The sequence below is a fragment of the Pseudomonas poae RE*1-1-14 genome (assembly GCF_000336465.1).
Taxonomy (GTDB): Bacteria; Pseudomonadota; Gammaproteobacteria; order Pseudomonadales; family Pseudomonadaceae; genus Aquipseudomonas; species Aquipseudomonas poae.
The window spans coordinates 1,240,129-1,264,992 of the sequence record NC_020209.1 but is presented as its reverse complement, the minus strand read 5'-3'; the positions used below and the strand labels follow the sequence as shown (position 1 = coordinate 1,264,992).

The following is a 24,864-nucleotide window of genomic DNA, read 5'->3' as shown; positions in this document are numbered from 1 at the left end:
CACTCAGCCTGTGGGAGCATCCCCCCTCCCACACGTTGTTTCTCACACCACATCAACCCCGACATGAATCGCATCATGTCGCCAGAACTCCAGGTCGCAGTCGATCAACCGCTGGTGCTGGTCATAATTGACCCGGGCAATCCGCAAGCCCGGGCTGCCCGCCGACACGCGCAATGCAGCGGCGGCCTCGACCGGCAGTGAGGTCGGCACAATCTCGAAGCGCACGCGACCGTAATGCAGGTCGTAAATGCGCGCATACAACTCGGTCATCGATTGATTCAGGTCGCACTCAAGAATCCCCGGAAAGTACTGCGGGTTCAGGTAGTGCTCCACGTACAGCACCAGCCGGCCATCGATCCGCCGGCTGCGGCAAATCTGGATCACGCTGGACAACGCCGGCAATTGCAACCACGCGCACACCGCCGCCGATGCCGGTTGCAGCCGTGCGCAAATCACTTCGGTGGAGGCTACCCGCCCCTGCTCGGCCACCATCGCGTGAAAGTGGCTGCGCTGTATGAGGTTGTAGGCCAATCGTGGCGGCGAGACAAACCAGCCACGGCGCTCCTCGCGGTAAATCTGCCCTTGCGCCTCCAGTTGCAACAAGGCTTCGCGCACCGTGATGCGCGTGGTGCCGAACAGCTCGCTGAGCTTGCGCTCGGCCGGCAGTTTGCTCGCCGGCGCCAGCAGCCCGTGGTTGATCTGCTCCTGCAGCGCCAAGCCAATGGAGGTTACCGCCTTGATTGCCTCATCCCGCATCAACGTTACCTATCTGGACTAGACCAGCACCATTGGAGGGCACAAAACCCTGCATAACCGCTCCTGTTTCTTGCCGTGTCAGCCTAGGCAGTACAGATGACCGACAGATGACAGCCGCTGCCCGACTCACGCGAAAACCTTGCAATACATCGGCCAAGTCCCTGGCCTGCGGGCACTTGAGCATGGTCTACGCTAAGTCAGCGCCAGACGACATTGGCGTTTCAAAAACGACATCGACACGAAACTGTCATCCACCGCGTCTAGATTGGCTCAGGTATTGCTCTGACCTAGACCAACAACACAGCCCGCTAAAACGCCGCGTTGAAAACGCCCAAAGGAGCTTCGGATGAAACAGCTTTTCCTGGCATCACTGTTAGGCTCGACCATTGCCCTGTGCACTACCGCCATGGCCGCTGATACCGATTTGAAAACCCTTGAAGCGGCCGCCAGGAGTGAAGGCGCCGTCAACAGCCTCGGCATGCCCGACGATTGGGCCAACTGGGGAGGCATCTGGGCGGACATGACCCGGCTCTACGGCCTCAAGCACATCGACACCGACATGAGCTCGGCCCAGGAAATTGCCAAGTTCAAAGCCGAAAAAGACAACGCCAGCGGGGATATAGGCGACGTGGGCGCAGCCTTCGGCCCGCTCGCGGTCAAGCAGGGCGTGACGCAGCCGTACAAGCCGTCCAACTGGGCTTCGATACCGGATTGGGCGAAGGACAAGGACGGTCACTGGGCTTTGGCCTACACCGGCACCATCGCGTTTGTCGTCAACAAAAAACTGCTGCACGGCTCCGAAGTGCCGACCCGTTGGTCAGACCTGCAAACCGGCAAGTACAAGGTGTCGGTGGGTGACGTGAGCACGGCGGCCCAGGCCTCCAACGCCGTACTGGCCGCTGCCATCGCCAACAAGGGCGATGAAAAGAACATCGCACCCGGTCTGCAGTTCTTCACCAAGATTGCCCAGCAAGGTCGCCTGTCACTGTCCAACCCGACCATCGCCACCATGGAAAAGGGCGAAGTCGAAGTGGGCATCGTCTGGGACTTCAACGGTCTGAGCTACAAAGCCAAGATGGCCAACCCGGATGACTACGTGGTGCTGATCCCGTCGGACGGCTCGGTGAAGTCCGGCTACACCACCATCATCAACAAATACGCCAAGCACCCCAACGCCGCCAAGCTGACCCGCGAATACGTGTTCAGCGATGCCGGCCAACTGGCCCTGGCCAAGGGTAATGCGCGTCCGATCCGTGCCGAAACCGACCTGAAACTGCCGGCCGACATCGCCAAGAACCTGGTCCCTGCCGAGCAGTACACCAAGGCCAACCCGCAGCCGATCAAGGACGCGGATGCCTGGGAAGCAACCTCCAAGAAGCTGCCGCAACTGTGGAACGAGCAGGTCATCGTAGAGATGAAGTAATCGCAGTTTCTGCCAGAAATACAGCCAGTGTGGGAGCTGGCTTGCCTGCTCCCACAGTTGATCCAGTTTCAATTCAGTATCGAGTCAACCCCTCTGTTGCGGAGCGCCAGCCCCCATGAAGCACACTGTCATCCTTGTCGTGCTCGACGGCCTGAACTTCGAGGTTGCGAGACACGCCATGGGACACTTGCAGGCCTATGTCGGCGCAGGACGCGCAGCCCTCTACACAGTGGAATGTGAACTGCCCGCCCTGTCCCGCCCGCTGTATGAATGCATCCTCACCGGTGTGCCGCCGATCCAGAGCGGCATCGTGCACAACCAGGTCGCGCGCCTGTCCAACCAGCGCAGCATTTTCCACTATGCCACCGACGCCGGCCTGACCACGGCTGCGGCGGCTTATCACTGGATCAGCGAACTGTATAACCGCACGCCCTTCCTCGCCGCCCGCGACCGCCACACCGATGACGAGACGCTGGCGATCCAGCACGGGCATTTCTACTGGAATGACCACTACCCCGATTCCCACCTGTTCGCCGACGCAGAGAGCCTGCGGCTCAAGCACACACCGGACTTTCTGCTGATACACCCGATGAACATCGACGACGCCGGCCACAAGCACGGCCTCGACACCGCGCAATACCGCAACAGCGCGCGCTCGGCCGACATCATCCTGGCCGATTATCTGCAAGGCTGGCTCGACGCGGGCTACCAGGTGCTGGTCACCGCCGATCACGGCATGAACAATGACCGTTCCCACAACGGCCTGCTGCCGGAAGAGCGCGAAGTGCCGCTGTTTGTCCTCGGCAATGCCTTCAGCCTCAACCCTGACGCTGCGCCAAAGCAGACCGAACTGTGCGGCACGGTCTGCGAACTGCTCGGCGTGCCCCACGACAAACCGGTGTGCCGGGAGTTGCTCACGTGAACTCAATGACCCGCGGCAAATGGCTGGCCCTGCTCTGCCTGGTGCCCTTCGCGTTGTTCTTCATGGTGTTTGAGATCGCCCCACTGGTGTGGGTGCTGATCAACAGCGTGCAAACCGAAGACGCCGGCTGGAGCCTGGAAAATTTCACACGGATCTTCAGCTCGAAGTTTTACTTGCAAGCGATCCAGCTCAGCCTGGAAATCAGCTTCTACTCCAGCGTGTTCGGCATCCTCATCGCCACCCTGGGCAGCTACTCGTTGCGCCGGGTGGACTCGCCGCTGCGCAACTTCGTCACCGCCTTCACCAATATGACCAGCAACTTCGCCGGCGTGCCCCTGGCCTTCGCGTTCATCATCCTGCTCGGTTTCAACGGCAGCATCACCATCATGCTCAAGCAGGCCGGGATCATTCAGGATTTCAACCTCTACTCCAAGACCGGCCTGATCATCCTCTATACCTACTTCCAGATTCCTCTGGGCGTGCTGCTGCTGTACCCGGCCTTCGATGCATTGCGCGAAGACTGGCGTGAATCGGCGGCGCTGCTGGGGGCCAATGGCTGGCAGTTCTGGCGGCATATCGGCCTGCCGGTGCTCACGCCCGCGCTGCTCGGCACCTTCGTGATCCTGCTGGCCAACGCCCTCGGTGCATACGCCACGGTCTACGCGCTGACCACTGGCAACTTCAACGTGCTGCCCATCCGCATTGCAGGCCTGGTGTCCGGTGATGTTTCACTCGACCCGAACATGGCCAGTGCCCTGGCCGTGGTGCTGGTGGCACTGATGACCGTGGTCACGGCGGTCCATCAACTGCTGCTCAAGAGGAGCTACCATGTCTCGCGCTGAAGCCGGCCCGGCCTCCCTCTACCACCGCGCAGTGGTGTATCTGCTGTTTGCGATCCTGGTGCTGCCGCTGCTCGGCACCTTTGTCTATTCCATTGCCAGCAGTTGGTCGGCAACCATCCTGCCCGCCGGCTTTACCCTGAAATGGTACGTGCAACTGTGGAGTGACCCGCGCTTTCTGATGGCCTTCGGGCAGTCGCTGCTGGTGTGCGTGGGCGCGCTGGTGCTGTCGGTGGTGCTGATTCTGCCGCTGCTGTTTGTGGTGCACTACCACTTCCCACGGCTCGATGCGCTGATGAACATTCTGATCCTGCTGCCCTTCGCGGTGCCGCCGGTGGTGTCGTCGGTGGGGCTGTTGCAACTCTACGGCTCCGGGCCGCTGGCGATGGTGGGCACGCCGTGGATCCTGATCGGCTGCTACTTCACCGTGGCGCTGCCGTTCATGTACCGCGCGATCACCAACAACCTGCAGGCCATCAACCTGCGCGACCTGATGGACGCCTCGCAACTGCTCGGCGCCAGCACCTGGCAGGCGGCGATCCTGGTGGTGCTGCCCAACCTGCGCAAGGGCCTGATGGTGGCGTTGCTGCTGTCGTTCTCGTTCCTGTTTGGCGAGTTCGTGTTCGCCAATATCCTCGTCGGCACTCAATACGAAACCCTGCAGGTGTACCTGAACAACATGCGCAACAGCAGCGGCCACTTCACCAGCGCCATCGTCATTTCCTACTTTTTCTTTGTGCTGGTGCTCACCTGGGCCGCCAATATCTTGAACAAGGACAAAAGCCAATGAGCTTCGTCAGCGTCCAACATCTGCAAAAAGGCTATTCCGGTACGCCGGTGTTCAGCGACATCAGCTGCGACATCGCCAAGGGTGAATTCGTCACCCTGCTGGGTCCTTCCGGCTGCGGCAAATCCACCCTGCTGCGCTGCATCGCCGGCCTGACCTCGGTGGACAGTGGGAAAATCCTGCTGGATGGCCAGGACATCGTCCCGCTGAGCCCGCAGAAACGTCACATCGGCATGGTGTTCCAGAGCTACGCGCTGTTCCCCAACATGACCGTGGAACAGAACGTCGCGTTCGGCCTGCGCATGCAGAAGGTCAACGCCGACGACAGCCACCGGCGCGTGCAGGACGTGCTGCAACTGGTGGAGCTGCGCGATTTTGCCGGGCGCTACCCGCATCAGTTGTCCGGCGGCCAGTGCCAGCGCGTTGCTCTGGCCCGCTCCCTGGTCACCCGTCCGCGCCTGTTGCTGCTGGACGAGCCGCTGTCGGCACTGGATGCGCGGATTCGCAAGCACCTGCGCGAACAGATCCGCCAGATCCAGCGCGAACTGGGGCTGACCACAATTTTCGTGACCCACGACCAAGAGGAAGCGCTGACCATGTCCGACCGCATCTTCCTGATGAACCAGGGCAGGATTGTGCAGAGCGGCGACGCCGAGACCCTCTACACCGCGCCGGTCGATGCCTTTGCCGCCGGCTTCATCGGCAACTACAACCTGCTCGACGCAGGCAAAGCCAGCCAGCTGTTGCAGCGGCCGATCCACGGGCGCATCGCGATCCGCCCCGAGGCCATCGAACTGAGCCGCAGCGGCGAACTCGACGCACTGGTGCGCAGCCACAGCCTGCTGGGCAACGTCATCCGTTACCGCATCGAAGCACGCGGCGTGGAGCTGGTGGTGGACGTGCTCAACCGCTCGGCCCACGACCTGTACCCGGACGGTCAGCGCCTGGCACTTTCCATCGACCCCGCCGCGCTGTGTGAAGTAGCCTGACCGGCACTGACTGACGAAAGAGAGAGCATTACGGATGGCATTGGTAATTTTTGATCTGGATGACACCCTGATCCACGGCGACTGCGCCACCCTGTGGAGCGAGCAGATGGGCCGCCTGGGCTGGGTCGACCCCGAGTCATTCATGCGTCGGAACACCGAGCTGATGGACGCCTACAGCCGTGGCGAGTTGCGCATGGAAGACTTCATGGACTTCAGCCTGGAGCCGATGATCGGGCGCACTTCGGCTGAAATCGAACACCTGGTCGAACCCTGGGTCGAGGACGTGATCGAGCCGCTGATCTACAGCGACGCGACCAAAACCATCGCCCGCCACCGTGCGAACGGCGACCGGATTCTGGTGATATCCGCGTCGGGCACGCATTTGGTTACGCCGATTGCGGCGCGTATCGGCATTGATGAAGTGCTGGGGATCGAGCTGGACGTGAGCCATGGCGTGTACAGCGGCCAGACCCTGGGGGTGCTGACCTATCGCGAAGGCAAGATCACACGATTGATGCAATGGCTCGAACAGACAGGTGAAACGCTGGAAGGTGCGCACTTCTATTCGGACTCGCGCAATGACCTGCCGCTGCTGCTGAAGGTCGATCATCCACAGGTGGTGAACCCTGATCCGGTATTGCGTGCCCACGCCGAACAGGCCGGCTGGCCGATCCATCACTGGGTCTGACATTAAGCAAATGTGGGAGGGGCCTTGCTCCCGATGGCGGTGTATCAGTGAAGTTTCTTTCATCTGACCCACCGCCATCGGGAGCAAGCCCCCTCCCACACTCCCAGCATTTCAATCCGGGATCGGGTCGGGCGCCATTGGATCTGGCCTACACAGGGTGTAGGACCGGGTTGTTCCAAGCCCCCACATCACCGTCAACGCCTTGCAATGCTCTCACAGTGCCTCCATAGTGAGTCCGGACTGAGCCCGTAGCAGTAGCGCCGGGCTTTTTGCATTATGCGACCGGACCATATGGAACCGGCTCCCTCAAAGACGGCCTAATATGCGTTATCAATTGCCCCCGCGTCGAATCAGCATGAAGCATCTGTTCCCCAGCACCGCCCTCGCTCTTTTCATTGGTCTCGGCCTCGCGTCGATGTCGACCAATACGTTCGCAGCCAACAGCTGGGACAACCTTCAGCCTGATCGCGATGAGGTGATTGCCAGCCTTAACGTCGTCGAGTTGCTCAAGCGTCATCACTACAGCAAGCCGCCGCTGGACGACGCGCGCTCGGTGATCATCTACGACAGCTACCTCAAGCTGCTGGATCCGTCGCGCAGCTATTTCCTGGCCAGCGATATCGCTGAGTTCGACAAGTGGAAGACGCAGTTCGACGACTTCCTCAAGAGCGGCGACCTGCAGCCCGGCTTCACCATCTACAAGCGCTACCTGGACCGCGTCAAAGCGCGTCTGGACTTCGCCCTCGGTGAGCTGAACAAGGGCGTCGACAAGCTCGACTTCACCCAGAAGGAAACTCTTCTGGTGGACCGCAAGGACGCCCCTTGGCTGACCAGCACCGCTGCTCTGGACGACCTGTGGCGCAAACGCGTCAAGGACGAAGTGCTGCGCCTGAAGATCGCTGGCAAAGAACCCAAGGCCATTCAGGAGCTGCTGACCAAGCGCTACAAGAATCAGCTGGCACGTCTGGACCAGACCCGTGCCGAAGATATCTTCCAGGCTTACATCAACACCTTCGCGATGTCCTACGACCCGCACACCAATTATCTGTCGCCGGATAACGCGGAAAATTTCGATATCAACATGAGTCTATCGCTGGAAGGCATCGGTGCCGTCCTGCAAAGCGACAATGACCAGGTCAAGATCGTGCGTCTGGTGCCGGCAGGTCCGGCGGACAAGACCAAGCAGGTCGCCCCGGCGGACAAGATCATCGGCGTGGCCCAGGCTGACAAAGAGATGGTCGACGTGGTCGGCTGGCGTCTGGACGAAGTGGTCAAGCTGATCCGTGGCCCCAAGGGCAGCGTAGTGCGCCTGGAAGTGATTCCGCACACCAACGCACCGAACGACCAGACCAGCAAGATCGTGTCCATCACCCGTGAAGCGGTGAAGCTCGAAGACCAGGCCGTGCAGAAGAAAGTCCTCAACCTCAAGCAGGATGGCAAGGACTACAAGCTGGGCGTGATTGAAATCCCGGCCTTTTACCTCGACTTCAAGGCGTTCCGTGCCGGTGACCCGGACTACAAGTCCACCACCCGTGACGTGAAGAAAATCCTCACCGAACTGCAGAAAGAAAAAGTCGACGGCGTGGTCATTGACCTGCGCAACAACGGCGGCGGTTCCCTGCAGGAAGCCACCGAGCTGACCAGCCTGTTCATCGACAAGGGCCCAACCGTGCTGGTGCGCAATGCCGACGGCCGTGTCGACGTACTGGAAGACGAGAACCCGGGCGCCTTCTACAAAGGCCCGATGGCCTTGCTGGTCAACCGCCTCTCGGCCTCGGCCTCGGAGATTTTCGCCGGCGCCATGCAGGACTACCACCGTGCGTTGATCGTCGGCGGCCAGACCTTCGGCAAAGGCACCGTGCAGACCATCCAGCCGCTCAACCATGGCGAACTGAAGCTGACCCTGGCCAAGTTCTACCGGGTTTCCGGGCAGAGCACCCAGCATCAGGGCGTACTGCCGGACATTGATTTCCCGTCGATCATCGACACCAAGGAAATCGGCGAGAGCGCCCTGCCCGAGGCCATGCCGTGGGACACCATCCGTCCTGCGATCAAGCCCGCCTCGGACCCGTTCAAACCGTTCCTGGCGCAATTGAAGGCTGACCACGACACCCGCTCCGCCAAGGATGCCGAGTTCGTGTTCATCCGCGACAAGCTGGCCCTGGCCAAGAAGCTGATGGAAGAGAAAACCGTCAGCCTCAACGAAGTGGACCGTCGCAAGCAGCACGCCGATATCGAGAGCCAGCAACTGGCCCTGGAGAATGTGCGCCGCAAGGCCAAGGGCGAAGATCCGCTCAAGGAACTGAAGAAAGAAGACGAAGACGCGTTGCCGACCGAGGCGGAAAAAACCAAGCCGGAAGACGACGCTTACCTGGCCGAAACGGGCCGGATCCTGCTGGATTACCTGAAGATCACCAAACAGGTGGCCAAGCAGTAAAGGATGGCGATTTAAGATGATCGCTCCTCGGAGTGTCATCATATAGACATCATTCTGTCGTGAAATGAAGGACTGCATGCTCACCGCATGCGGTCCTTTTTTTTCGACCGAGATCGCCATGACCATGACCGAACAGCTGAATGCACTGGGCGCTATCCTGGCTCAAGGCAGTTTGCACAGCTTGTTCCAACCGATTGTCTGCCTCTCCGAACGGCGCATCCTCGGCTATGAAGCCTTGAGCCGTGGCCCGTCCAACAGCACGCTGCACTCCCCTGTTGCCCTGTTCGCCGTGGCCGGCCAGGCCGGACGCCTCAGCGAGCTGGAAATGGCCTGCCGATCAAGTGCATGCCGGCGCTTCAGCGAGCAGAAATTGCCGGGCAAGCTGTTCCTGAATATCTCACCGCACTCGCTGATGGAAACATCCCACCAGCCGGGGCGCACCCTGCAACTGTTGCGCGAATTCGGTATCCCGCCAAGCCAGGTGGTGATCGAACTCACCGAACAGACGCCCACCGACGACTTCGAGTTGTTGCAGAAGGCGCTGCACCATTATCGCGACATGGGCTTTGCCATTGCGCTCGATGACCTCGGCGCCGGCTATTCCAGCCTGCGCCTGTGGTCTGAACTGCGCCCGGACTACGTGAAGATCGACCGGCACTTTATCGACGGCATTCACCAGGATGCGCTCAAGCGCGAGTTTGTCGGCTCGATATTGCAGATCGCCAGAGCGTCGCGTGCCCAGGTGATTGCCGAGGGCATTGAACTGCCGGAAGAATTGGCGGTGCTGACGGAGATGGGCGTCGACCTGGTGCAGGGCTACCTGCTGTGCCGGCCGCAGGAACATCCGCCGCAGGAAGCGCGCCTGATGCTGCCCAAGCCGGACACCGCCAACGTCGCCCTCAGTGAAGAGGCCGGCGACCTCAGCGCGCTGCTCAACGAGCAACCGGCCGTGCATCAGGACACCGCGACCGCAAAGGTGTTGGAGGCCTTTCGCCGCCAGGCCAACCTCAACTCCCTGGCCGTGCTCAATGGGCTGGGTCACCCGGTTGGCATCGTGCACCGGCATTTGTTGTCGGATGCACTGCTCAAGCCATTTGCTACCGACCTGTTCGCACGCAAGCCGATCAGCCGGCTGATGAGCACGGACTTTCTGGCGGTGGAACTGAGCCAGTCGCTGCAGCAGGTCAGTCGCCTGCTCACCAGCCGCGCGCGGCAACGCATCGAAGAAGATTTCATCATCACCCTGAACGGCGACTACCTGGGCCTGGGTCGGGTGATCGATGTGCTCAAGCTGATCACCGAGCTGAAAATCCAGCAGGCACGGCACGCCAACCCGCTGACCCTGCTGCCCGGCAATGTACCGATCCAGCAATGCCTGACGCGGTTGCTGCATCAGCAGCGTGAGTCAGTGATCTGCTACGTGGATATCGACAGCTTCAAGCCGTTCAACGATATCTACGGCTATGGGCGCGGGGATGAAGTGCTGCTGTGCCTGGCGCAGTGTCTCAACGACCGGGTCGACCCCAGCCGCGACTTTGTCGGGCATATCGGCGGCGATGATTTTTTGCTGGTGCTGGGCCCGCAGGACTGGCGCAAACGGCTCAATCAACTGCTGGATGACTTCCACACCCAGTGCCGGCGCTTTTACCGCGCCGAACATCTCGATGCCGGCTGCTTCGTGGCCCTCAACCGCCAAGGCGTGCGTCAGGAGTTCGGGCTGTTGTCGCTGTCCATCGGCGTGGTGCACCTACATCCGCAGGCCTGTGCGCAACTGGATGCGAGCCGGTTGGCGGAACTGGCGTCCCAGGCCAAGCACCACGCCAAGGACGTGGCCGGCTACACCATTCACGTGATCAACAGCCTGGACGCGCTGACGCAGACGCCTCAGGCCTCGGCGGATTGCGGGTATTGATATTCGAATACCCGCACCACTTCCGAGGCATGCCAGGAAGCAGCCGCCACGCCATCGGAGGGACCGCTGAAACGCCCCAGGCGCTCGGCACACTCGAAAAACCCGGTGCGCGGCAGACGGCTGGCGCCCTGGCTGATCACGAGGGAACTGCGCAATGGCTGATCGGCCTTGGCGTCCAGGGCCGCCAAATGCTCCAGAGCGGCGGCCAGGGTCTGCATGGCCGGCGAGGGAAATTGCAGGCGCTCCAGCAGCGCACGGTAGGTGAGCAGGTGACGCTGGCGGCGCGCCTGATCAAGTTCGTTGAGTAACCCGTCCCAGTGCTGACGGCTGATACGCAGACTCACGACGCATCCCTCCAGCCGGCAACGCCCAGTTCCCAGGCGAGGCTGCGCCGGATCGCGGCATCGGGCTGGCGCTCGCCGCTTTCGATCAAACCCAGGTAGGACGGGCTGATGCCCACGGTGCGCGCCAGGCTTTCAATGGCCAGGCCCTTGGCTTCGCGCAGCGCGCGCAGGTCGGCAAGTGGGCGCAGGTCCTGGGCGGCAGCGGCTTGAGGATTGGACGAAAGAGGTGCCGGGATGGGCTGCTGCAAACCGGCGGCTTTTAACAGCGCCTGGTACTGATCCCAAGGCAAGACCGCATATTCGGGCTCGCCATCGCGTGAAATAATCTGAATATCCATGACTGCCCCGTAGGATAACAACACTTACCAGGTAAGCACTTTCCTTAAGTACCTTCCCGGGAAGTGTAATCCTAACAGCCGTAAAGGTCGCCGGGGGATCACCGCTTTAGGCGTTTTTTTGCGGCTGTTCTCGGGCCAGCAGCTCAGCTGTCGCCGGAAGCCGCTCAACCACTGCGAGCTTTTCCGGACGCTGGGCGTCACGCCAGGCGCGAAAGGCGCTCAGTTCGCCGTCCAGGGTCTTCATGACCCAGGCCAGCACGGCAATGTCATCGAACATGCCGAACATCGGGATAAAGTCCGGGATCGCATCAATCGGGCTGAGAAAGTACATCAGCCCCGCCACCACCGAGATCAACGCCTTGGGGCTGATTGCGCGGTACTCGCCGCGCCAGTACGCCAGGCACAGGCCCTGCAGCAGTTTCAGGTCATCCTTGAGCTTGCCCAGGCGATTGCCCTGGCTTGAGCCTTTGGCGGCGACGGCAAACAACAGGGTGGGCAGACGACCACGGCCGAGCAGCCGCGCCGCGATGGGCAAGAAACGGGTGAAGTTGAACGGTGGTCTCATGTGTCACTCCAGTTCCGTGCGAATGAAAGGTTATCCACACAAATTGTGGATAACCTTGTGAACAGAGCCTTTTTTCGCGGCTCAAAGCCACGCCCCGCAAGGCTTGCAGTCAAATCGGGCGTTTTTTGCGCACATAAAAAACCCCAAGATTTCATTGACTTGGTGGTGATGTGCCGTTACCCACGCTTGGGTCTTACGTGTGACTGTGCGCCAGGGCCCGGGTTCGATCGGATTTACCGCCGCGCCATTTTCCAAACGGCAGAAACAACAACGCCCCGTCGAAACGGGGCGTTGTGTGTTCAGACGCCGATTACTTCTTGGCGGCAGGTGCAGCAGGTGCAGCAGGCGCTTCAGCCTTGGCCGGGTCCTTGATGCCCAGTAGTTCCAGGTCGAATACCAGCACCGAGTTGGCCGGAATGGCCGGGCTCGGGCTCTGGGCGCCGTAGGCCAGGTCGGACGGGATGTACAGCTCGACCTTCTCGCCAACGTGCATCAGTTGCAGGCCTTCGACCCAACCCGGGATCACGCCGCTGACCGGCAGGTCAATCGGGCTGCCGCGATCCACGGAGCTGTCAAAGGTGGTGCCGTTGGTGAGCTTGCCGGTGTAGTGCACAGTCACCACGTCGGTCGGCTTGGGCTGAGGGCCGTCGGCCTTCTTCACGACCTTGTACTGCAGGCCGGAAGCGGTGGTGACCACGCCGTCTTTCTTGGCGTTTTCTTCGAGGAATTTTTTGCCGGCGGTTGCCGACTCTTCGCTCATCTTGGTCATGCGTTCTTCAGCACGCTTTTGCAGGGCGGCAAACGCTTCAACCAGTTCGTCATCCTTCAGCTTCTGCTCTTTCTTGCCGACGGCATCTTCGATGCCCTGGGCTACGGCTTTGGAATCCAGGTCATCCATGCCTTCCTGGGCAAGACTCTTGCCCATGTTAAGGCCGATGCCGTAGGAAGCTTTCTGCGCCGGGGTTTTCAGCTCTACGCTGGTCTGCGAATCACAACCCGCAAGTACCAGGCTTACCAGGGCCACCGCCGCCGCCAACCGATGCTGTTTCATGCTATTTCCTTGTTCATGCGCCAATAGGGCATTTGAATAAAGTCGCGAGCTTATCAGCCGGCCACGACCAATGGCTACCGGCATGTGAGCGGGAAACGTCCGATAAGTTCACGTGTTTAAAAGCATTTTCATTCATGATGCAGACCCGCGAAGGATCGCGGACCACCCTGAAGCGCACTCATGGCCACTTGCCGCACCTTTGGCGTAGTGGCATAACAGCGCTACCGTTCGACAAGACCGAGACAAGGATAGCCCTCTTGCGCATTTTCTACCGTGCATTACTCCTGCTTCTTATCGCCCTGGGCCTGCTCCTGGCCGTGGTGCTCTACTACATCGTCAACCCCAGGCTGCCCGATTACGTGCCCGTGGAACAGGTGCGCTACCAGGACCAATGGAGCGCCGCCGACCGCCAGACCTACTACTTCACGCCCCAGGGCACCCAGGTCAAGGGCCTGCATTACGACTGGTTCACCGCCCTCGAACTGCCGTTCTCCGAACAGCGCTTTGCCGCCCCCGAGTACCTGGCACGCTTCGGCTTTCTGGTGGACCCCAAACAAGTGCCCACGGCGCAAAACCCCGGCAACCTGCCGGTCGGTTTCGCCCGCCATAAAAACGCCGACAGCAATGTTGAATACCTGGACATCACCTGCGCCGCCTGCCACACCGGCGAGCTGCATTTCAAAGGCCAGGCCCTGCGCATCGACGGCGGCTCGGCCCAGCACGTGTTGCCCTCCAGCGTGCCCACCCTGCGCGGCGGCAGTTTCGGCCAGGCCCTGGTGGCGAGCCTCGCGGCCACCTATTACAACCCATGGAAATTCGAACGCTTCGCCCGCCAGGTGCTGGGAGATCGCTACGAAGCCGAGCACGGCCCACTGCGCGAAGCCTTCAAAGCGTCCCTCGACCGCTTTATCAAGGTGGCCTGGAACGACACCCATCGCGGCCTCTACCCCACCCAGGAAGGCCCCGGCCGTACCGATGCATTCGGCCGCATCGCCAATGCCAGCTTTGGCGATGCGATTTCCCCGGACAACTATCGCATCGCCAATGCGCCTGTGGACTACCCGCAGCTGTGGGACATCTGGACCTTCGACTGGGTGCAATGGAACGGCTCGGCCCAACAACCCATGGCGCGCAATATCGGCGAAGCCCTGGGCGTCGGCGCCACCCTGGATTTTTTCGACAGCGCCGGCCAACCCCTGCAGGGCCAGGCCCGTTACCCGTCCAGCGTGCGCGTGCGCGACCTGCACCTGATCGAACAAACCCTGCAACGCCTCAAGCCGCCCACCTGGCCGGAAGACCTGTTCGGCGCCATCGACAAACCGCTCGCCGCTCAGGGCCGCGCACTCTTTGCCGAAAACTGCGCCGCCTGCCACGTGCCCACCGTCACCCAGGAACCGGGCCGGGCGGTGCAGCACCTGCAGATGCGCACGGTCGACTACATGGGCACCGACCCCACCGCCGCCACTAACATCGCCGATCAGCGCTACGACCTCAGCGCGCTGAAATGGGACGCCACGGAACTGGCCGCACTCAATGTGCAATTGCACCCCAAGTCGAGTGAACCGCTGGACCTGAAGAGCCTGTCGGTGGCCAAGGGCCTGGCTTACGTTACCGCCTACGTCGAAGACCACGCCTACCGCGCCGCCGGCGTCACCCCGGCCGAGCGCCCGACGCTGGATGGCTTCGATCAACCCATCGGCGTGCTCGAACTGCGCGTCTACAAGGCGCGGCCCCTGGACGGCGTGTGGGCCACCCCGCCGTTCCTGCACAACGGCTCGGTGCCCACGCTCTACCAACTGCTCTCGCCCCAGGACGAGCGCAGCACCACCTTCTATAAAGGCACCTTCAACTACGACCCGCGCCACCTGGGTTTTGAAACCGGTGCCTTCAAGAACGCTTTTCTGTTCGATACCCACATCACCGGCAACCACAACAGCGGCCACGAATTTCGTGACGGCAAGCGTGGCGAAGGCGTTATCGGCCGTGGCCTGCTGCCGCAGGAACGCTGGGCGCTGCTGGAATACCTGAAAGTGCTGGGCGGCCCGCTGGAGCAACAACTGCCATGATTATCCGATCGCAATACAACCAACGTTCGCTGCTCGCCCGCCTCTGGCTGCGCCTGGGCGCCTGGCTCGGCAAAACCCTGCTGTGGCTGGTGGGGCTGGGGCTGCTGGGCTGGCTGGCAGCGACCGGCTGGTACGCCTGGCAGCACAGCGGCCCGGTGTCACCGAACGAGCAGATTCCGCCCGGCGAGGCGGCGATGACCCAGGGCATCATCCAGACCGCCGTGCGCATCGTCGACCAGCATCGCGAAGGCACACGCTACCTGCGCGACGCCCATGCCAAGGCCCATGGCTGCGTCAAGGCCGAAGTCAGCGTGCCGGCCGACCTCGACCCGGCCCTGCGCCAGGGCGTGTTCGCCGAGCCGGGCAAAACCTGGCAGGCACTGATGCGGCTGTCCAACGGTAACGCCTACCCGCAGTTCGACAGCATCCGCGACGCGCGCGGCATGGCCATCAAGCTGCTGGACGTGCCGGGCAAGCAACTGATGGCCGATCAGCAGACGCGCACGGAACAGGACTTCGTGATGTTCAGCCATCCGAATTTCTTTGTCAGCGACGTGGCCGAATACGCGCAGAATATCGGCGCCCAGGCAGACGGCAAAAAAGTCCAGGCGTTCTTCCCCAGCCTCGATCCGCGCAGTTGGCAGGTGCGACACCTGTTCATCGCCCTGGCAACCCTGGCCCCCGCGCCGGCGAGCCCCACGCAGACCACCTACTTCTCCGTTTCACCGTATAAATTCGGCGCGGCCAACGCCAAATTTCGTGTGGCGCCCGACCCGCAAAGTTGCCCGCAATACACCCTGCCCAAACAGAACGAGGACCTGCCGAACTTCCTGCGCAGCGCCCTCAATCAGCAGCTGTCCACCGACCGCGTGGCGGCCTGTTTCGTGTTGCAGATCCAGCGGCAGAATCCGCAGAAGTTCATGCCGATCGAGGACACCAGCATCGAGTGGAAGGAAAGCGACGCGCCCTACGAGACCGTGGCCAGGGTGCGGATTCCCGCGCAGGATTTCGACACCCCGGCGTTGAATCTGGCGTGCGACAACCAGTCGTTCAACCCCTGGTTCGGCGTGGAAGCCCACCGCCCCATCGGCGGCATCAACCGGCTGCGCAAAGCCGTGTATGAGGCGGTCAGCGATTACCGCCACAGCCGCAACACTTCACCTTGACATCGGTGCCTGCCGCGCCGTGCGCAGCCACTGCTGAAAACTGCGCGCCGCCGGCGGCGGGTTGCGATGCAGGGGCTGCATCAGGTGCAAGCGCCCCTGGCTGGGCAACGCATGGGGCAAGGCCATCTGCAGGCGGCCGGCGGCAAATTCGCCGTCCAGCAGGCTCTTCCAGCCGAGCGCCACGCCGTGCCCCATCACTGCCGACTGCATCACCAACTGATAGCTGTTGGTACGCAGCCCATGGCGCGGGGCGCAGTAGTCGGCGCCGAGGCCGGCAAACCAGTCGGTCCAGGTCAGCCAGTCGTGGTGATGGTCTTCCACGATCAGCAAGGTGTGAGCGTGCAGCAAATGGTGCAGGTCGCGAATCGGACCGTGGCGCGCAAGGTAAGCGCCGCTGCACACGGCGATCACCTCTTCGCTGTCGAACACCGGCGAGAGCTCCAGGCCATGGGGCGCCGGCAGCTCGTCGAGGTGGTAGAACAGGCCCAGGTCGTACTCGCTCACATCCAGATGCTGCGGGCTTTCGCTGCACAGAATGCGGATCTCCAGATCAGGGTATTCGCGCTGAAAGTCCGGCAATAAACCCGCCAGCCAGATGGAGCTGATGGTGGGCGTGCTGGCCAGGGTCAGTTGGCGATCGGCGCCGCGACGGCGCAACTCGGCGGACTCGCGATCGAGTTCACGCAACAGGCGCTGGACGGTACGAAAGTAGCGCACCCCGGCGGGGGTCAGACTCAAGCCCTGGGCCAACCGATAAAACAGGGGGCGGGCCAGGTCTTCTTCGAGGCGCTTGACCTGGCGGCTCACCGCGCTCTGGGTCAGGTTCAGTTCATGGGCGGCCTGGGTAAAGCTCAGATGACGCGCAGCCGCTTCGAAGGTCTGCAGGCAATTGAGCGGAGGAAGATCGACGTTTCGGCGCGGCATGGGCAGGTCCGTAAGCAGATGAGGCGGCAACTACGAGGCCAGGGTTCGCCCCGGCCCGCAGTCATCACGCAGGCATGCATCATGCCAGCTGCTCACTTACAGCGTGACCCTGGCCACGCGTTTGCTCCATTGCCGACGGTGTTCCAGCCGGCCATTTTCCCAGGCCGTCTGCTCGGCGTCGACGTAGAACCACTCGGCGTCGGCATGCACGCTCAACCGGCTTTCCACGTGCACCTCCCAATCGTCACGGCCGACGCGGTAATGCCATTCAATATCGGCACGCGTCGACAGTGGGTCCCAGGGCAAGGTGCGATAGCGCTCGGTGCAGCGCTGGTCCACCGCCAGACCATGGTCGGTAAACCGCACCGCGCCCAGGTCATCTTCGATCTTCACGCACACTTCGCCAGTGCCCACGTCTTCGATCAGGGTGCGTTTCGGCGCCGCGGCGCGCAGCACCTCCAGGGCCGCCGGCCGCGCCGATTGAGGCGCCTCGAACGGGCACGCCACCGCGTCGCCGCTGAACACCGGCAGTTGCAGGCGTTGCACAGCGGGCAGCAGGGTCAGGGTGGTCAGTTCGCGGCTCGGCCACAACAGCGGGAAACTGGCGGTGCTCAAGGCCAGGCGCAAACGGTAACCGGCCGGCAGGCGCATGCCGATGTGGTCCAGGCTCAGTTGCACGTCCATCGGTTCGCCCGGGACTACCGGGGTCACACGGGAAAAGTCTTCGCGAAGCGTGAGATTGAGCACGCCATAACTGATCTGTGTGACTTGCCCGTCCGGTGCCACAGCGTTAAGCCGCGCGACCAATTGCCCGCAGTCCGTGTCGCTGGCCAGGCGCAAGGTGAGTCGGGCATCGCCCAGCAACGCCAGAGGCTCGAGCAGCGGCGGCGAGTCGAAGCACAGCGACTGGGCGTCATCGCGGCGCTGGTCGGTCGGCCCGTCGGGGCCGAACCAGATGGCGCAATACTCGCCCTGGTGCAGGCCGGTGGTCAGCGGTGAACAGACGCCGCGCGGGGCTGCCAGCGCCTGCGCGCCAGCACTCAAGCCCTGTTCATCAAGGCAGAAATCCGTCCATTGCACGTGCGGGTCCGGCCAGCCTGCCGTCTGCACCCAGATGCCCGGCCGCTCGGCGTAACTGCCCTTCGGCGGCAGAATGTCCTGCAAGAAAAAGGCGCAGGCCGGGTCATCCATCACCCCGTTATCGATGCCCTTGAGCCAGTAATCCCACCAGCGTCTGGCCTCTTGCAGAAAACCCACGGCCGGGTTGGGCACGGCAAAATGCGGGTATTTATGGATCCACGGGCCGAGCATCGCCTTCTTCGGCCCCGGCAGGTGTTCCATCAGCCGCGACACGGTGTTGCGGTAGGCATCGCCCCATCCGCCCACCGCGTACACCGCCGCCTGGATCTGCGTGTAATCCTCACACACCGAGCCATGGCGCCAGTAGTCATCACGGGTCTGGTGTTGCAACCAGGTTTCGGCGAGCAATGGCATGGCGTCCAGACGTTGGTGCCACAGGGTTTTCCAGGCGTCGCCCACCAGCAAGGGGTCCGGCACCGCCGCGCTGAAGTTGAGCATGGTGGCGGCCCAGCCGAAGTTTTCCAGCAGCAGGTTGCCGCCCTTGTAATGGATGTCGTCGGCAAAGCGGTCATCGGTGGAGCACAGCGTGATGATCGCTTTCAGCGCCTGGGGCTGGCGCGCCGCGACCTGCAAGCCGTTGAAGCCGCCCCAGGAGATGCCCATCATGCCCACGTTGCCATCGCACCAGGGCTGCTGGCACAGCCAGTCGATCACCTCAAGGGCGTCTTCCTGCTCCTGCAACAGGTACTCGTCGGCCATCAACCCCTGGGACTCGCCGTTGCCGCGCATGTCAACGCGCACGCAGACATAGCCCTGCCCGGCCATCCATGGATGGGTCAACGCGTCGCGAACCGCCGTGCCGTCACGCTTGCGATACGGCAGGTATTCGAGGATCGCCGGGAAGGCCTGCGCGTGGCCGGCGTCCTGCGGCAGCCAGATGCGCGCGGCCAGTTGGGTGCCGTCTTTGAGCGGGATCAGGCAGTGCTCGATCTCGCGCACGGGGTAAGTAAATTCAGTGACGATTTCCATCAGTAACTCCAGCAACGGTTCAATCGATCAGCGCCCGAAATCCACCACAGGGCTGGCGCCGCGCAATGGCGTCTCGGGGCTTGGTTGCAGGCGTTTTACATCCAGCAATGCTGGATTTTTCAGCCAGAAGACCAGCGAGGTGCTGGCCAGCAGCACCAGAATCATGCCGGGCAGGCCGCCGAGGTTGGAGAGCATCTTCACCCCATCGATGCCGACAAACGCGACCATCACCCATGACACCGTGCCGATGATCAGGCCCCAGACGATCTTCAGCAGCGGGTTGCCGTCCAGGTCCGAGTCGGCAGTCACGCCCTTGCTGCACAGGTTGGCGATCACGTCGGTGCTGGAGTCTGCCGCCGTTACAAAGGAGATGAACGCCACAAACAGCAGGAACGCGATCATCAGGCCGCTGGCCGGCAACTGTTGGAACATCTGGTAGAGCACGTGCTCCACGCCCTGCTCGTTGAGCACGCGGTTGAGGCTGCCGTCGCCCAGCGCATCGAAGTAGAGGCTGGTGCCGGAGAAAATACAGATCCACAGTGCCGTGAACAGCGCCGGATAGAGCATGTTGATCTGGATGAACTCGCGCACCGTGTAGCCACGCCCGATCTTGCCCAGAAACAGCGCGCTCACCGGTGCCCAGGCAAACCAGACCGACCAGTAGAACACCGTCCAGCTCTGCGGCCAGCTGTCACCGCTGGCCGCGCCGGTGAACAGGCTGCGGCTGAAGAAGGTGTCGAGGTAGACGCCGAGTGACTCGACGCCAAGGCTGAACAAATAAAGGGTTGGCCCGCACAACAGCACGAACAGTCCCAGGGCGAGCATGATCCAGGTGTTGAACGACGACAGCATCACAATGCCGCGCTGCAAGCCGCTGGCCGCCGAGGCGACAAAGGTGATCACAATGAGCGCGATGATGATGGCCAGGCGCAACGGCGTGGTGTCGCCGCCGATGTACTGGCTCAGGCCGCCCGCCAGGGTCAGCGCGCCGGTGCCCAGGGACGAAGCCATGCCAGCCACCAGGGCGAACATCGCCAGGGTGTCGATCAGCCCGGCGTAACGCGTGACCCGTGTTGGGCCCAGCAGCGGCTCGAGCATGGCGCCGATGGAGAAACGACTGCGGCGGTTATGGAACACCAGCGCGAACACCAGCGAGGGCACCAGGTAAATGGCGTAGGGGGTGATTGTCCAGTGCAGGAACATCGTCGACATGGCAAAGCTTTTGGCCGCCGCACTGCCCGCTTCGATCGCCAGGCTGGTGGGTGGGGCGTACAGGTGATAGAGCGGCTCGGCGGTGGTCCAGAACAGCACGCCCACCGCCAGCGTGGTGCACAGCGCCACCATGAACCAGCGCCATTTGCTCAACAACGGCCGCGCGTCTTCACCGCCGATACGCACCTTGCCCAGCGCGGAGCAATACACCACCGCCGTGAGCACCACCATGGCAAACGAGCCGGCGCTGAACAGCCATGAGAAGTTATTCAGGATCACGCCATTGAGCTGTTTGCTCACCGCCAGGAATGCTTGGAGGTCGATGTAGCTGGCGATCACCGCCGCCAGCAGGATCAGAAAGGTTGGCCAGAACACCAACGCACGCAGTGGATATTTCATCTGGAGCCATTCCCCTTGCCGACTGTTTTTATGTAGGAGAGCGGACACCGCAGCATCCTGCCGCCGGTGACTCGCCTGGAAGTCTTCGCGTGGGTCATAGCTAAACGTTTAAGCGGCGCGGGGCGCAATCAACCAATGGGCATGGGGGTATTCCGCCACGGCATGACGCACCCGCAGCGGTCAGGGCGAGCATGCCGTGCACGCTGGCAAGGCACAGTAAGGTCAAGTCGCAAGCGCAAAAGCCCCACCCACACAGGCATTTACCGGTGCCACCCTCTGGCGCCACGGCTGCGCTTGCTCCAGTTGCGCGGCCAGCGCCAGCAAGGTCGCGTCCTCGCCAAAACGCGCGGCAAAATGCGCGCCCATGGGCAGGCCGTTCGCGCTCCAGTACAGCGGCACCGACATCGCCGGTTGGCCGCTGGCATTGAACAAGGCGGTAAAGGGCGAGTAGCTGTGGAAGCGCTCGATCAGCTCGTCGAGGCGCAGGCTGTCGTCCTGCAGGTCCAGCTCGCCGATGGGCGCCGGCTCGCGGGTCAGGGTCGGGCTGAGGATCACGTCATGGTCGCGCATGAACAACGCCATTTGCCGGCCGAAGGCATGGATCCACTCCACGGCGGCGGCGTACTGCGCGCCGCTGACCGCGCCCTTGTCACGCAGAATGATGCGGGTGCGCGCCTCCAGCTCTCCAGGCTGCACCGGCGTGCCGCGCAACTGGCCGAGCAGGTCCAGGTAGTTGCGGGTGCTGGCACCGATGATGGTGAACACCTGGTCGAGAAACGCCGGCAACACCACCGGCAGCTGCGCAGGCGTTACCCGATGGCCCAGGGACTCGCACAATCGCGCGGCCTGGCGCACCGCCTCCAGGCTTTGGCTGGACGTCGGCCACGGCCCCACCTGCTCGACCAGCGCAATGCGCAACGGGCGTGGCGCCTGTTGCAGCGCCTGCGCATAAGACTGCGCCGCCATCGGCGCGGCGTAGGGTGCGCCCAACTCCATGCCGGCGGTGGCATCGAGCAACCCCGCACTGTCGCGCACCGACAGGGTGATGCAGTGGTGGGTGGACATGCCCGCCCACCCTTCCCCCACCATCGGCCCCGAGGGCAACAAGCCACGGCTGGGCTTGAGCCCGAACACGCCGCAGCAGGAGGCCGGCACACGCAGGGAACCACCGCCGTCGTTGCCATGGGCAAACGGCACCACCCGCGCCGCCACCAACGCCGCCGCACCGCCACTCGATCCGCCGGCGCTGTGCCCCGTGTTCCAGGGGTTGCGGGTGGCGCCAAAGCGGTTCGACTCGGTGGAATACGAGGTGCCGAATTCCGGCGCCGTGGTGGTGCCGACGAACACGCAGCCGGCGCGACGCAGGCGCGTCACCACCTCGGCATCCATGTCCGCGCGGGCGTCGCCCAGGGCGAAAGAACCATTGGTCATGGCCGCGCCCGTCACCGGGGCGAACAGATCCTTGATCAAGGTGGGCACGCCGGCAAATACCCCTTGCGCGGCATCGGCGCCCAGTGCGGCCTCCCGCGCCTGCTCGTACAGGCGTTCGGCAACGGCGTTGAGCTGTGGCTCGACCTGCTCCAGACGCGCGATCACGGCCTCCACCAACTCCAACGGCTGCACCTCGCCACGCCGCACCCAAGCGGCCAGGCCGGTGGCGTCTTGCTCGTCGATCAACTGCTGAATATCACGCATACCCGCTACTCCCGATCCATTTCAGTGAAAAACCCGCACGCGGCTCAAGGCGCCGAACGTCGGTGCGCTACAGCCGCCATGCCCCACAGCAACGCCGCAACCACGCTGGCAACTGCCAACACTTGCAGGGCGTGGCGCAAATCGCCCGCCCAGGCCACCAGTGCCGCGACCACCAGCGGGCTGACAAACTGCCCCAGGTACATGCATGCGGTCAGCCCGCCCAGGCCGCGCCCACGGGTGCGCGGCGTAAGGGCCTGCATCACCGGCGCCATCACGTTCGGCACCAGCAGGCCAGCGCCCAGGCCGTGAATCAGCATGGCCAGCGCCACCTCGCGGTAACTTTGCGCATGGTTGAGCAACCACAGCCCGGCCGCGAACAGTAGCAACAACACCGCGTTGGTCCCCGCCCCCTTCAGCGTGCGCAGCATCAGCGGCCAGGCCAGGGACCCGCCCAGGGTGGCGAGCAGGCTCAGCCCGGCGCAAAGTCCAATCAGCGTGCTGGACGTGACACCCATTTCCACCAGCACAACCGGCACCTGCACCGGCGCAATAAAGGTCAGCACCATGCCGCCGAAAATCAGCAGGTAACCCAGCACCACCGGCACCAGCGCCACCCGCTCAGGGCCTGGCGCCTGTGCCCCCGGCCGCTCACGGGTCGGTTCCCACAGCACGGTCAGCATCGCCGGCACCAACAGCAACGGCAGCAGGTACAACAGGAACGGCAAGCGCCAGGAATATTCGCCCAGCGCACCGCCCAGCACGAAAAACAGCGCGCCCACCAGACCGATGGTGACCATCTGCCGATTGATGTAGCGCAGCCTTTCGCCGCCGTGCCAGTAATCGGCGATCAGTGCCGAACAGCAGGTCATCACCGCCGCTTCCGCCGCGCCGAACAGCAGCCGCACGATGACGATAGCGTGCAAGTCGCCGAGCAAGGCCGGCATCACACCCAACAACGCATAGAGCACGGTGGCGACCACCAGCAACGCCTTGCGCCCGACGCGGTCGGCCAGCCAGCCGGCCAGCGGCGCGCATAACGCAATGGCCAGCGCAGGCCCGGTCACGGCCAGGGGCACCAGCAAATCGGCATGGGCGGTGACCGGGCCGAACTCGGCGCCGAGCTTGGGCAGCACGGGCGCGATCATCACGGCGCCCATGATGGTCAGGCTGCTGCCGAGGATCAGCACCCGCCCTTCGCGGCGGCCATTGGCCTGGCGCGCGTCGCCGGATGAAACGGTTGAAACAGGACTGACAGTGCTCATGATCCGGCCCTCAAAAACTGTGGGAAACACGCAGGGCCACGGTGTAGCCCTCGGCGCGGTTGCGTGCATCGAACTCCTTGTAGAGGTGCAGCCACACGGGCGGCAGTCCTGGCGCGATGTAGCTGAGCGCCGGACCGAGGGCCATCACCCGCGCGCGGTTGCCGCGAGTCAGGTCAGGCGCATCGTCGTCGCTGAGCTGGCGGTAGTAATAGCCACCGATGCCCGCCGTCCAGGGGCCGAAGTGCTGACCCACGGCGAATTCATGGCGGTACTCCACGCCGTTGCGGTAATGGGTGTCGGGGTTGCGCGTGTTGATGTCCAACTGCACGCTCGACGACAGCTCAAAGCCTGTGTCGCTGATATAAGTGGCGTTGACGGCCGGGGACACTGTCCAGTGATTGAGCCCCGGCGACACCAGGCGTTTGCGCTCGTAGTCACCGGTCGGCGCCTGAATCTGCAACTGGGTGTTGATGAACAGGTTGGGTGACAGGCTCCACTGCAGGATCAGCGGAATGACCTGCGCATCGGCCAGCCGGAACGGGTCGGCCGACAGCTGCAACGGACCGTTGGGGGTGGGCACCTGCAGCGAGGCATCCATCCTGAAGAAGGGTACAACCGCGCCGAAACCGTATTGCGCGCCCAGCAGCTGGTAGTCCGTCATGCGCAGGTAAGCCAGGCCGATGGACAGCACGTCCAGCGATAAATGATTGTCCACCGCCCTGCCCTGACTGTTTCTTTGCACGTTGGCGCTATAGAACCCCGTGCGCAGGCCGAGGGTGCCGTTCGCCGTGGCGGGCGGCATCATGCCGGCGCCAAAGTCGTAGACCCCGACCGCCGTGGTCGGCGCGCCGTTTTCCGTGGCCTGTGCGCCGGCACACAGCGCCAGCAGCCCCAGGCTGAAACCTGTGACGCGGCGCATGCTGCTTTTGTTGTTGTTCATCGAATGCCCCTCCCGACCCTTGGTGTGGGGGCATCCTATG

At 62.9% G+C, this 24,864-nt stretch carries 21 protein-coding genes; 10 read left to right on the top strand and 11 right to left on the bottom strand.

The annotated features are described in order from the left end of the window. Window positions 1–42 precede the first annotated feature (42 nt). A complete protein-coding gene (locus H045_RS05845) occupies window positions 43–756 on the bottom strand; it encodes a UTRA domain-containing protein (protein ID WP_003231876.1) in 714 nt (237 codons plus the stop codon). 346 nt (window positions 757–1,102) lie between these two features. On the opposite strand from H045_RS05845, the gene H045_RS05840 reads away from it, so the two are divergent. From H045_RS05840 to H045_RS05805, 8 genes are all read left to right on the top strand, one after another. Then, window positions 1,103–2,179, top strand: coding sequence for an ABC transporter substrate-binding protein (locus H045_RS05840; RefSeq protein WP_003231877.1), 1,077 nt, complete (start codon window positions 1,103–1,105; stop codon window positions 2,177–2,179). 115 nt (window positions 2,180–2,294) lie between these two features. Then, window positions 2,295–3,101 carry an alkaline phosphatase family protein gene (locus tag H045_RS05835; protein ID WP_015371708.1) on the top strand — a complete coding sequence of 269 codons (807 nt, stop codon included), beginning with the start codon at window positions 2,295–2,297 and terminating at the stop codon, window positions 3,099–3,101. Window positions 3,102–3,106: 5 nt separating this feature from the next. After that, on the top strand, window positions 3,107–3,943 hold the full coding sequence (locus H045_RS05830) for an ABC transporter permease (RefSeq protein ID WP_003231881.1): 837 nt from the start codon (window positions 3,107–3,109) through the stop codon (window positions 3,941–3,943). After that, window positions 3,930–4,730, top strand: a complete 801-nt coding sequence (locus H045_RS05825; RefSeq protein WP_003231883.1) for an ABC transporter permease — start codon at window positions 3,930–3,932, stop codon at window positions 4,728–4,730. Before H045_RS05830 ends, H045_RS05825 begins: the two co-directional genes overlap by 14 nt. Further along, window positions 4,727–5,716, top strand: a complete 990-nt coding sequence (locus H045_RS05820; RefSeq protein WP_015371707.1) for an ABC transporter ATP-binding protein — start codon at window positions 4,727–4,729, stop codon at window positions 5,714–5,716. The genes H045_RS05825 and H045_RS05820 overlap by 4 nt, the downstream gene beginning before the upstream one ends. A 34-nt stretch (window positions 5,717–5,750) precedes the next feature. Continuing rightward, window positions 5,751–6,404, top strand: coding sequence for an HAD family hydrolase (locus H045_RS05815; RefSeq protein WP_015371706.1), 654 nt, complete (start codon window positions 5,751–5,753; stop codon window positions 6,402–6,404). 355 nt (window positions 6,405–6,759) lie between these two features. After that, window positions 6,760–8,841 (top strand): carboxy terminal-processing peptidase, encoded by a 2,082-nt coding sequence (locus H045_RS05810; protein WP_169895965.1) that lies wholly within the window; start codon window positions 6,760–6,762, stop codon window positions 8,839–8,841. A gap of 118 nt (window positions 8,842–8,959) precedes the next feature. Further along, complete coding sequence (locus tag H045_RS05805) at window positions 8,960–10,753, top strand: bifunctional diguanylate cyclase/phosphodiesterase (protein WP_041931600.1); 1,794 nt, start codon at window positions 8,960–8,962, stop codon at window positions 10,751–10,753. On the opposite strand, the gene H045_RS05800 is transcribed toward H045_RS05805, so the two are convergent. The 4 genes from H045_RS05800 to bamJ form a co-directional block, all read right to left on the bottom strand. Beyond that, entirely contained in the window at window positions 10,726–11,097 is a 372-nt protein-coding gene (locus H045_RS05800) for a hypothetical protein (RefSeq protein WP_003231891.1), read from the bottom strand. The two genes, H045_RS05805 and H045_RS05800, sit on opposite strands and share 28 nt — an antisense overlap. Next, entirely contained in the window at window positions 11,094–11,435 is a 342-nt protein-coding gene (locus H045_RS05795) for a helix-turn-helix domain-containing protein (RefSeq protein ID WP_003231893.1), read from the bottom strand. The genes H045_RS05800 and H045_RS05795 overlap by 4 nt, the downstream gene beginning before the upstream one ends. A 106-nt stretch (window positions 11,436–11,541) precedes the next feature. Continuing rightward, window positions 11,542–12,000 carry a YkvA family protein gene (locus tag H045_RS05790; RefSeq protein ID WP_003231895.1) on the bottom strand — a complete coding sequence of 153 codons (459 nt, stop codon included), beginning with the start codon at window positions 11,998–12,000 and terminating at the stop codon, window positions 11,542–11,544. Between the two features lie 310 nt (window positions 12,001–12,310). Beyond that, the gene (gene bamJ / locus H045_RS05785; protein ID WP_003231896.1) at window positions 12,311–13,051 is read right to left on the bottom strand and encodes a BamJ family beta-barrel-assembly machinery protein; all 741 of its coding nucleotides are present in this window, start codon (window positions 13,049–13,051) and stop codon (window positions 12,311–12,313) included. Window positions 13,052–13,308: 257 nt separating this feature from the next. Between bamJ and H045_RS05780 the strand changes: the two genes are divergently transcribed. Then, on the top strand, window positions 13,309–15,117 hold the full coding sequence (locus H045_RS05780; RefSeq protein WP_015371704.1) for a di-heme-cytochrome C peroxidase: 1,809 nt from the start codon (window positions 13,309–13,311) through the stop codon (window positions 15,115–15,117). Further along, window positions 15,114–16,283: a catalase family protein gene (locus H045_RS05775; protein ID WP_003231900.1), complete on the top strand. Its 1,170-nt coding sequence runs from the start codon at window positions 15,114–15,116 to the stop codon at window positions 16,281–16,283. Before H045_RS05780 ends, H045_RS05775 begins: the two co-directional genes overlap by 4 nt. Here the strand turns inward: H045_RS05775 and H045_RS05770 are convergent. The 6 genes from H045_RS05770 to H045_RS05745 all read right to left on the bottom strand — a co-directional run bounded on the left by H045_RS05770 (window position 16,275) and on the right by H045_RS05745 (window position 24,824). Beyond that, a complete protein-coding gene (locus H045_RS05770) occupies window positions 16,275–17,207 on the bottom strand; it encodes a LysR substrate-binding domain-containing protein (RefSeq protein ID WP_015371703.1) in 933 nt (310 codons plus the stop codon). The genes H045_RS05775 and H045_RS05770 overlap by 9 nt on opposite strands. A 96-nt stretch (window positions 17,208–17,303) precedes the next feature. Next, on the bottom strand, window positions 17,304–19,316 hold the full coding sequence (locus H045_RS05765; RefSeq protein WP_015371702.1) for a CocE/NonD family hydrolase: 2,013 nt from the start codon (window positions 19,314–19,316) through the stop codon (window positions 17,304–17,306). 27 nt (window positions 19,317–19,343) lie between these two features. Further along, a complete protein-coding gene (locus H045_RS05760; protein ID WP_015371701.1) occupies window positions 19,344–20,927 on the bottom strand; it encodes a BCCT family transporter in 1,584 nt (527 codons plus the stop codon). A gap of 222 nt (window positions 20,928–21,149) precedes the next feature. Continuing rightward, window positions 21,150–22,622, bottom strand: a complete 1,473-nt coding sequence (locus H045_RS05755; protein WP_015371700.1) for an amidase — start codon at window positions 22,620–22,622, stop codon at window positions 21,150–21,152. Window positions 22,623–22,666: 44 nt separating this feature from the next. Continuing rightward, window positions 22,667–23,884, bottom strand: coding sequence for an MFS transporter (locus H045_RS05750; protein ID WP_015371699.1), 1,218 nt, complete (start codon window positions 23,882–23,884; stop codon window positions 22,667–22,669). A gap of 10 nt (window positions 23,885–23,894) precedes the next feature. After that, window positions 23,895–24,824, bottom strand: coding sequence for a SphA family protein (locus H045_RS05745; RefSeq protein WP_015371698.1), 930 nt, complete (start codon window positions 24,822–24,824; stop codon window positions 23,895–23,897). Window positions 24,825–24,864 lie beyond the last annotated feature (40 nt).

What these genes read in the sequence shown, in the direction of transcription:
- H045_RS05845 (WP_003231876.1), bottom strand. Translation starts at nt 756, where the DNA reads ATGCGGGATGAGGCAATCAAGGCGGTAACCTCCATTGGCTTGGCGCTG.
- H045_RS05840 (WP_003231877.1), top strand. Translation starts at nt 1,103, where the DNA reads ATGAAACAGCTTTTCCTGGCATCACTGTTAGGCTCGACCATTGCCCTG.
- H045_RS05835 (WP_015371708.1), top strand. Translation starts at nt 2,295, where the DNA reads ATGAAGCACACTGTCATCCTTGTCGTGCTCGACGGCCTGAACTTCGAG.
- H045_RS05830 (WP_003231881.1), top strand. Translation starts at nt 3,107, where the DNA reads ATGACCCGCGGCAAATGGCTGGCCCTGCTCTGCCTGGTGCCCTTCGCG.
- H045_RS05825 (WP_003231883.1), top strand. Translation starts at nt 3,930, where the DNA reads ATGTCTCGCGCTGAAGCCGGCCCGGCCTCCCTCTACCACCGCGCAGTG.
- H045_RS05820 (WP_015371707.1), top strand. Translation starts at nt 4,727, where the DNA reads ATGAGCTTCGTCAGCGTCCAACATCTGCAAAAAGGCTATTCCGGTACG.
- H045_RS05815 (WP_015371706.1), top strand. Translation starts at nt 5,751, where the DNA reads ATGGCATTGGTAATTTTTGATCTGGATGACACCCTGATCCACGGCGAC.
- H045_RS05810 (WP_169895965.1), top strand. Translation starts at nt 6,760, where the DNA reads ATGAAGCATCTGTTCCCCAGCACCGCCCTCGCTCTTTTCATTGGTCTC.
- H045_RS05805 (WP_041931600.1), top strand. Translation starts at nt 8,960, where the DNA reads ATGACCATGACCGAACAGCTGAATGCACTGGGCGCTATCCTGGCTCAA.
- H045_RS05795 (WP_003231893.1), bottom strand. Translation starts at nt 11,435, where the DNA reads ATGGATATTCAGATTATTTCACGCGATGGCGAGCCCGAATATGCGGTC.
- H045_RS05790 (WP_003231895.1), bottom strand. Translation starts at nt 12,000, where the DNA reads ATGAGACCACCGTTCAACTTCACCCGTTTCTTGCCCATCGCGGCGCGG.
- bamJ (WP_003231896.1), bottom strand. Translation starts at nt 13,051, where the DNA reads ATGAAACAGCATCGGTTGGCGGCGGCGGTGGCCCTGGTAAGCCTGGTA.
- H045_RS05775 (WP_003231900.1), top strand. Translation starts at nt 15,114, where the DNA reads ATGATTATCCGATCGCAATACAACCAACGTTCGCTGCTCGCCCGCCTC.
- H045_RS05770 (WP_015371703.1), bottom strand. Translation starts at nt 17,207, where the DNA reads ATGCCGCGCCGAAACGTCGATCTTCCTCCGCTCAATTGCCTGCAGACC.
- H045_RS05765 (WP_015371702.1), bottom strand. Translation starts at nt 19,316, where the DNA reads ATGGAAATCGTCACTGAATTTACTTACCCCGTGCGCGAGATCGAGCAC.
- H045_RS05760 (WP_015371701.1), bottom strand. Translation starts at nt 20,927, where the DNA reads ATGAAATATCCACTGCGTGCGTTGGTGTTCTGGCCAACCTTTCTGATC.
- H045_RS05755 (WP_015371700.1), bottom strand. Translation starts at nt 22,622, where the DNA reads ATGCGTGATATTCAGCAGTTGATCGACGAGCAAGACGCCACCGGCCTG.
- H045_RS05750 (WP_015371699.1), bottom strand. Translation starts at nt 23,884, where the DNA reads ATGAGCACTGTCAGTCCTGTTTCAACCGTTTCATCCGGCGACGCGCGC.
- H045_RS05745 (WP_015371698.1), bottom strand. Translation starts at nt 24,824, where the DNA reads ATGAACAACAACAAAAGCAGCATGCGCCGCGTCACAGGTTTCAGCCTG.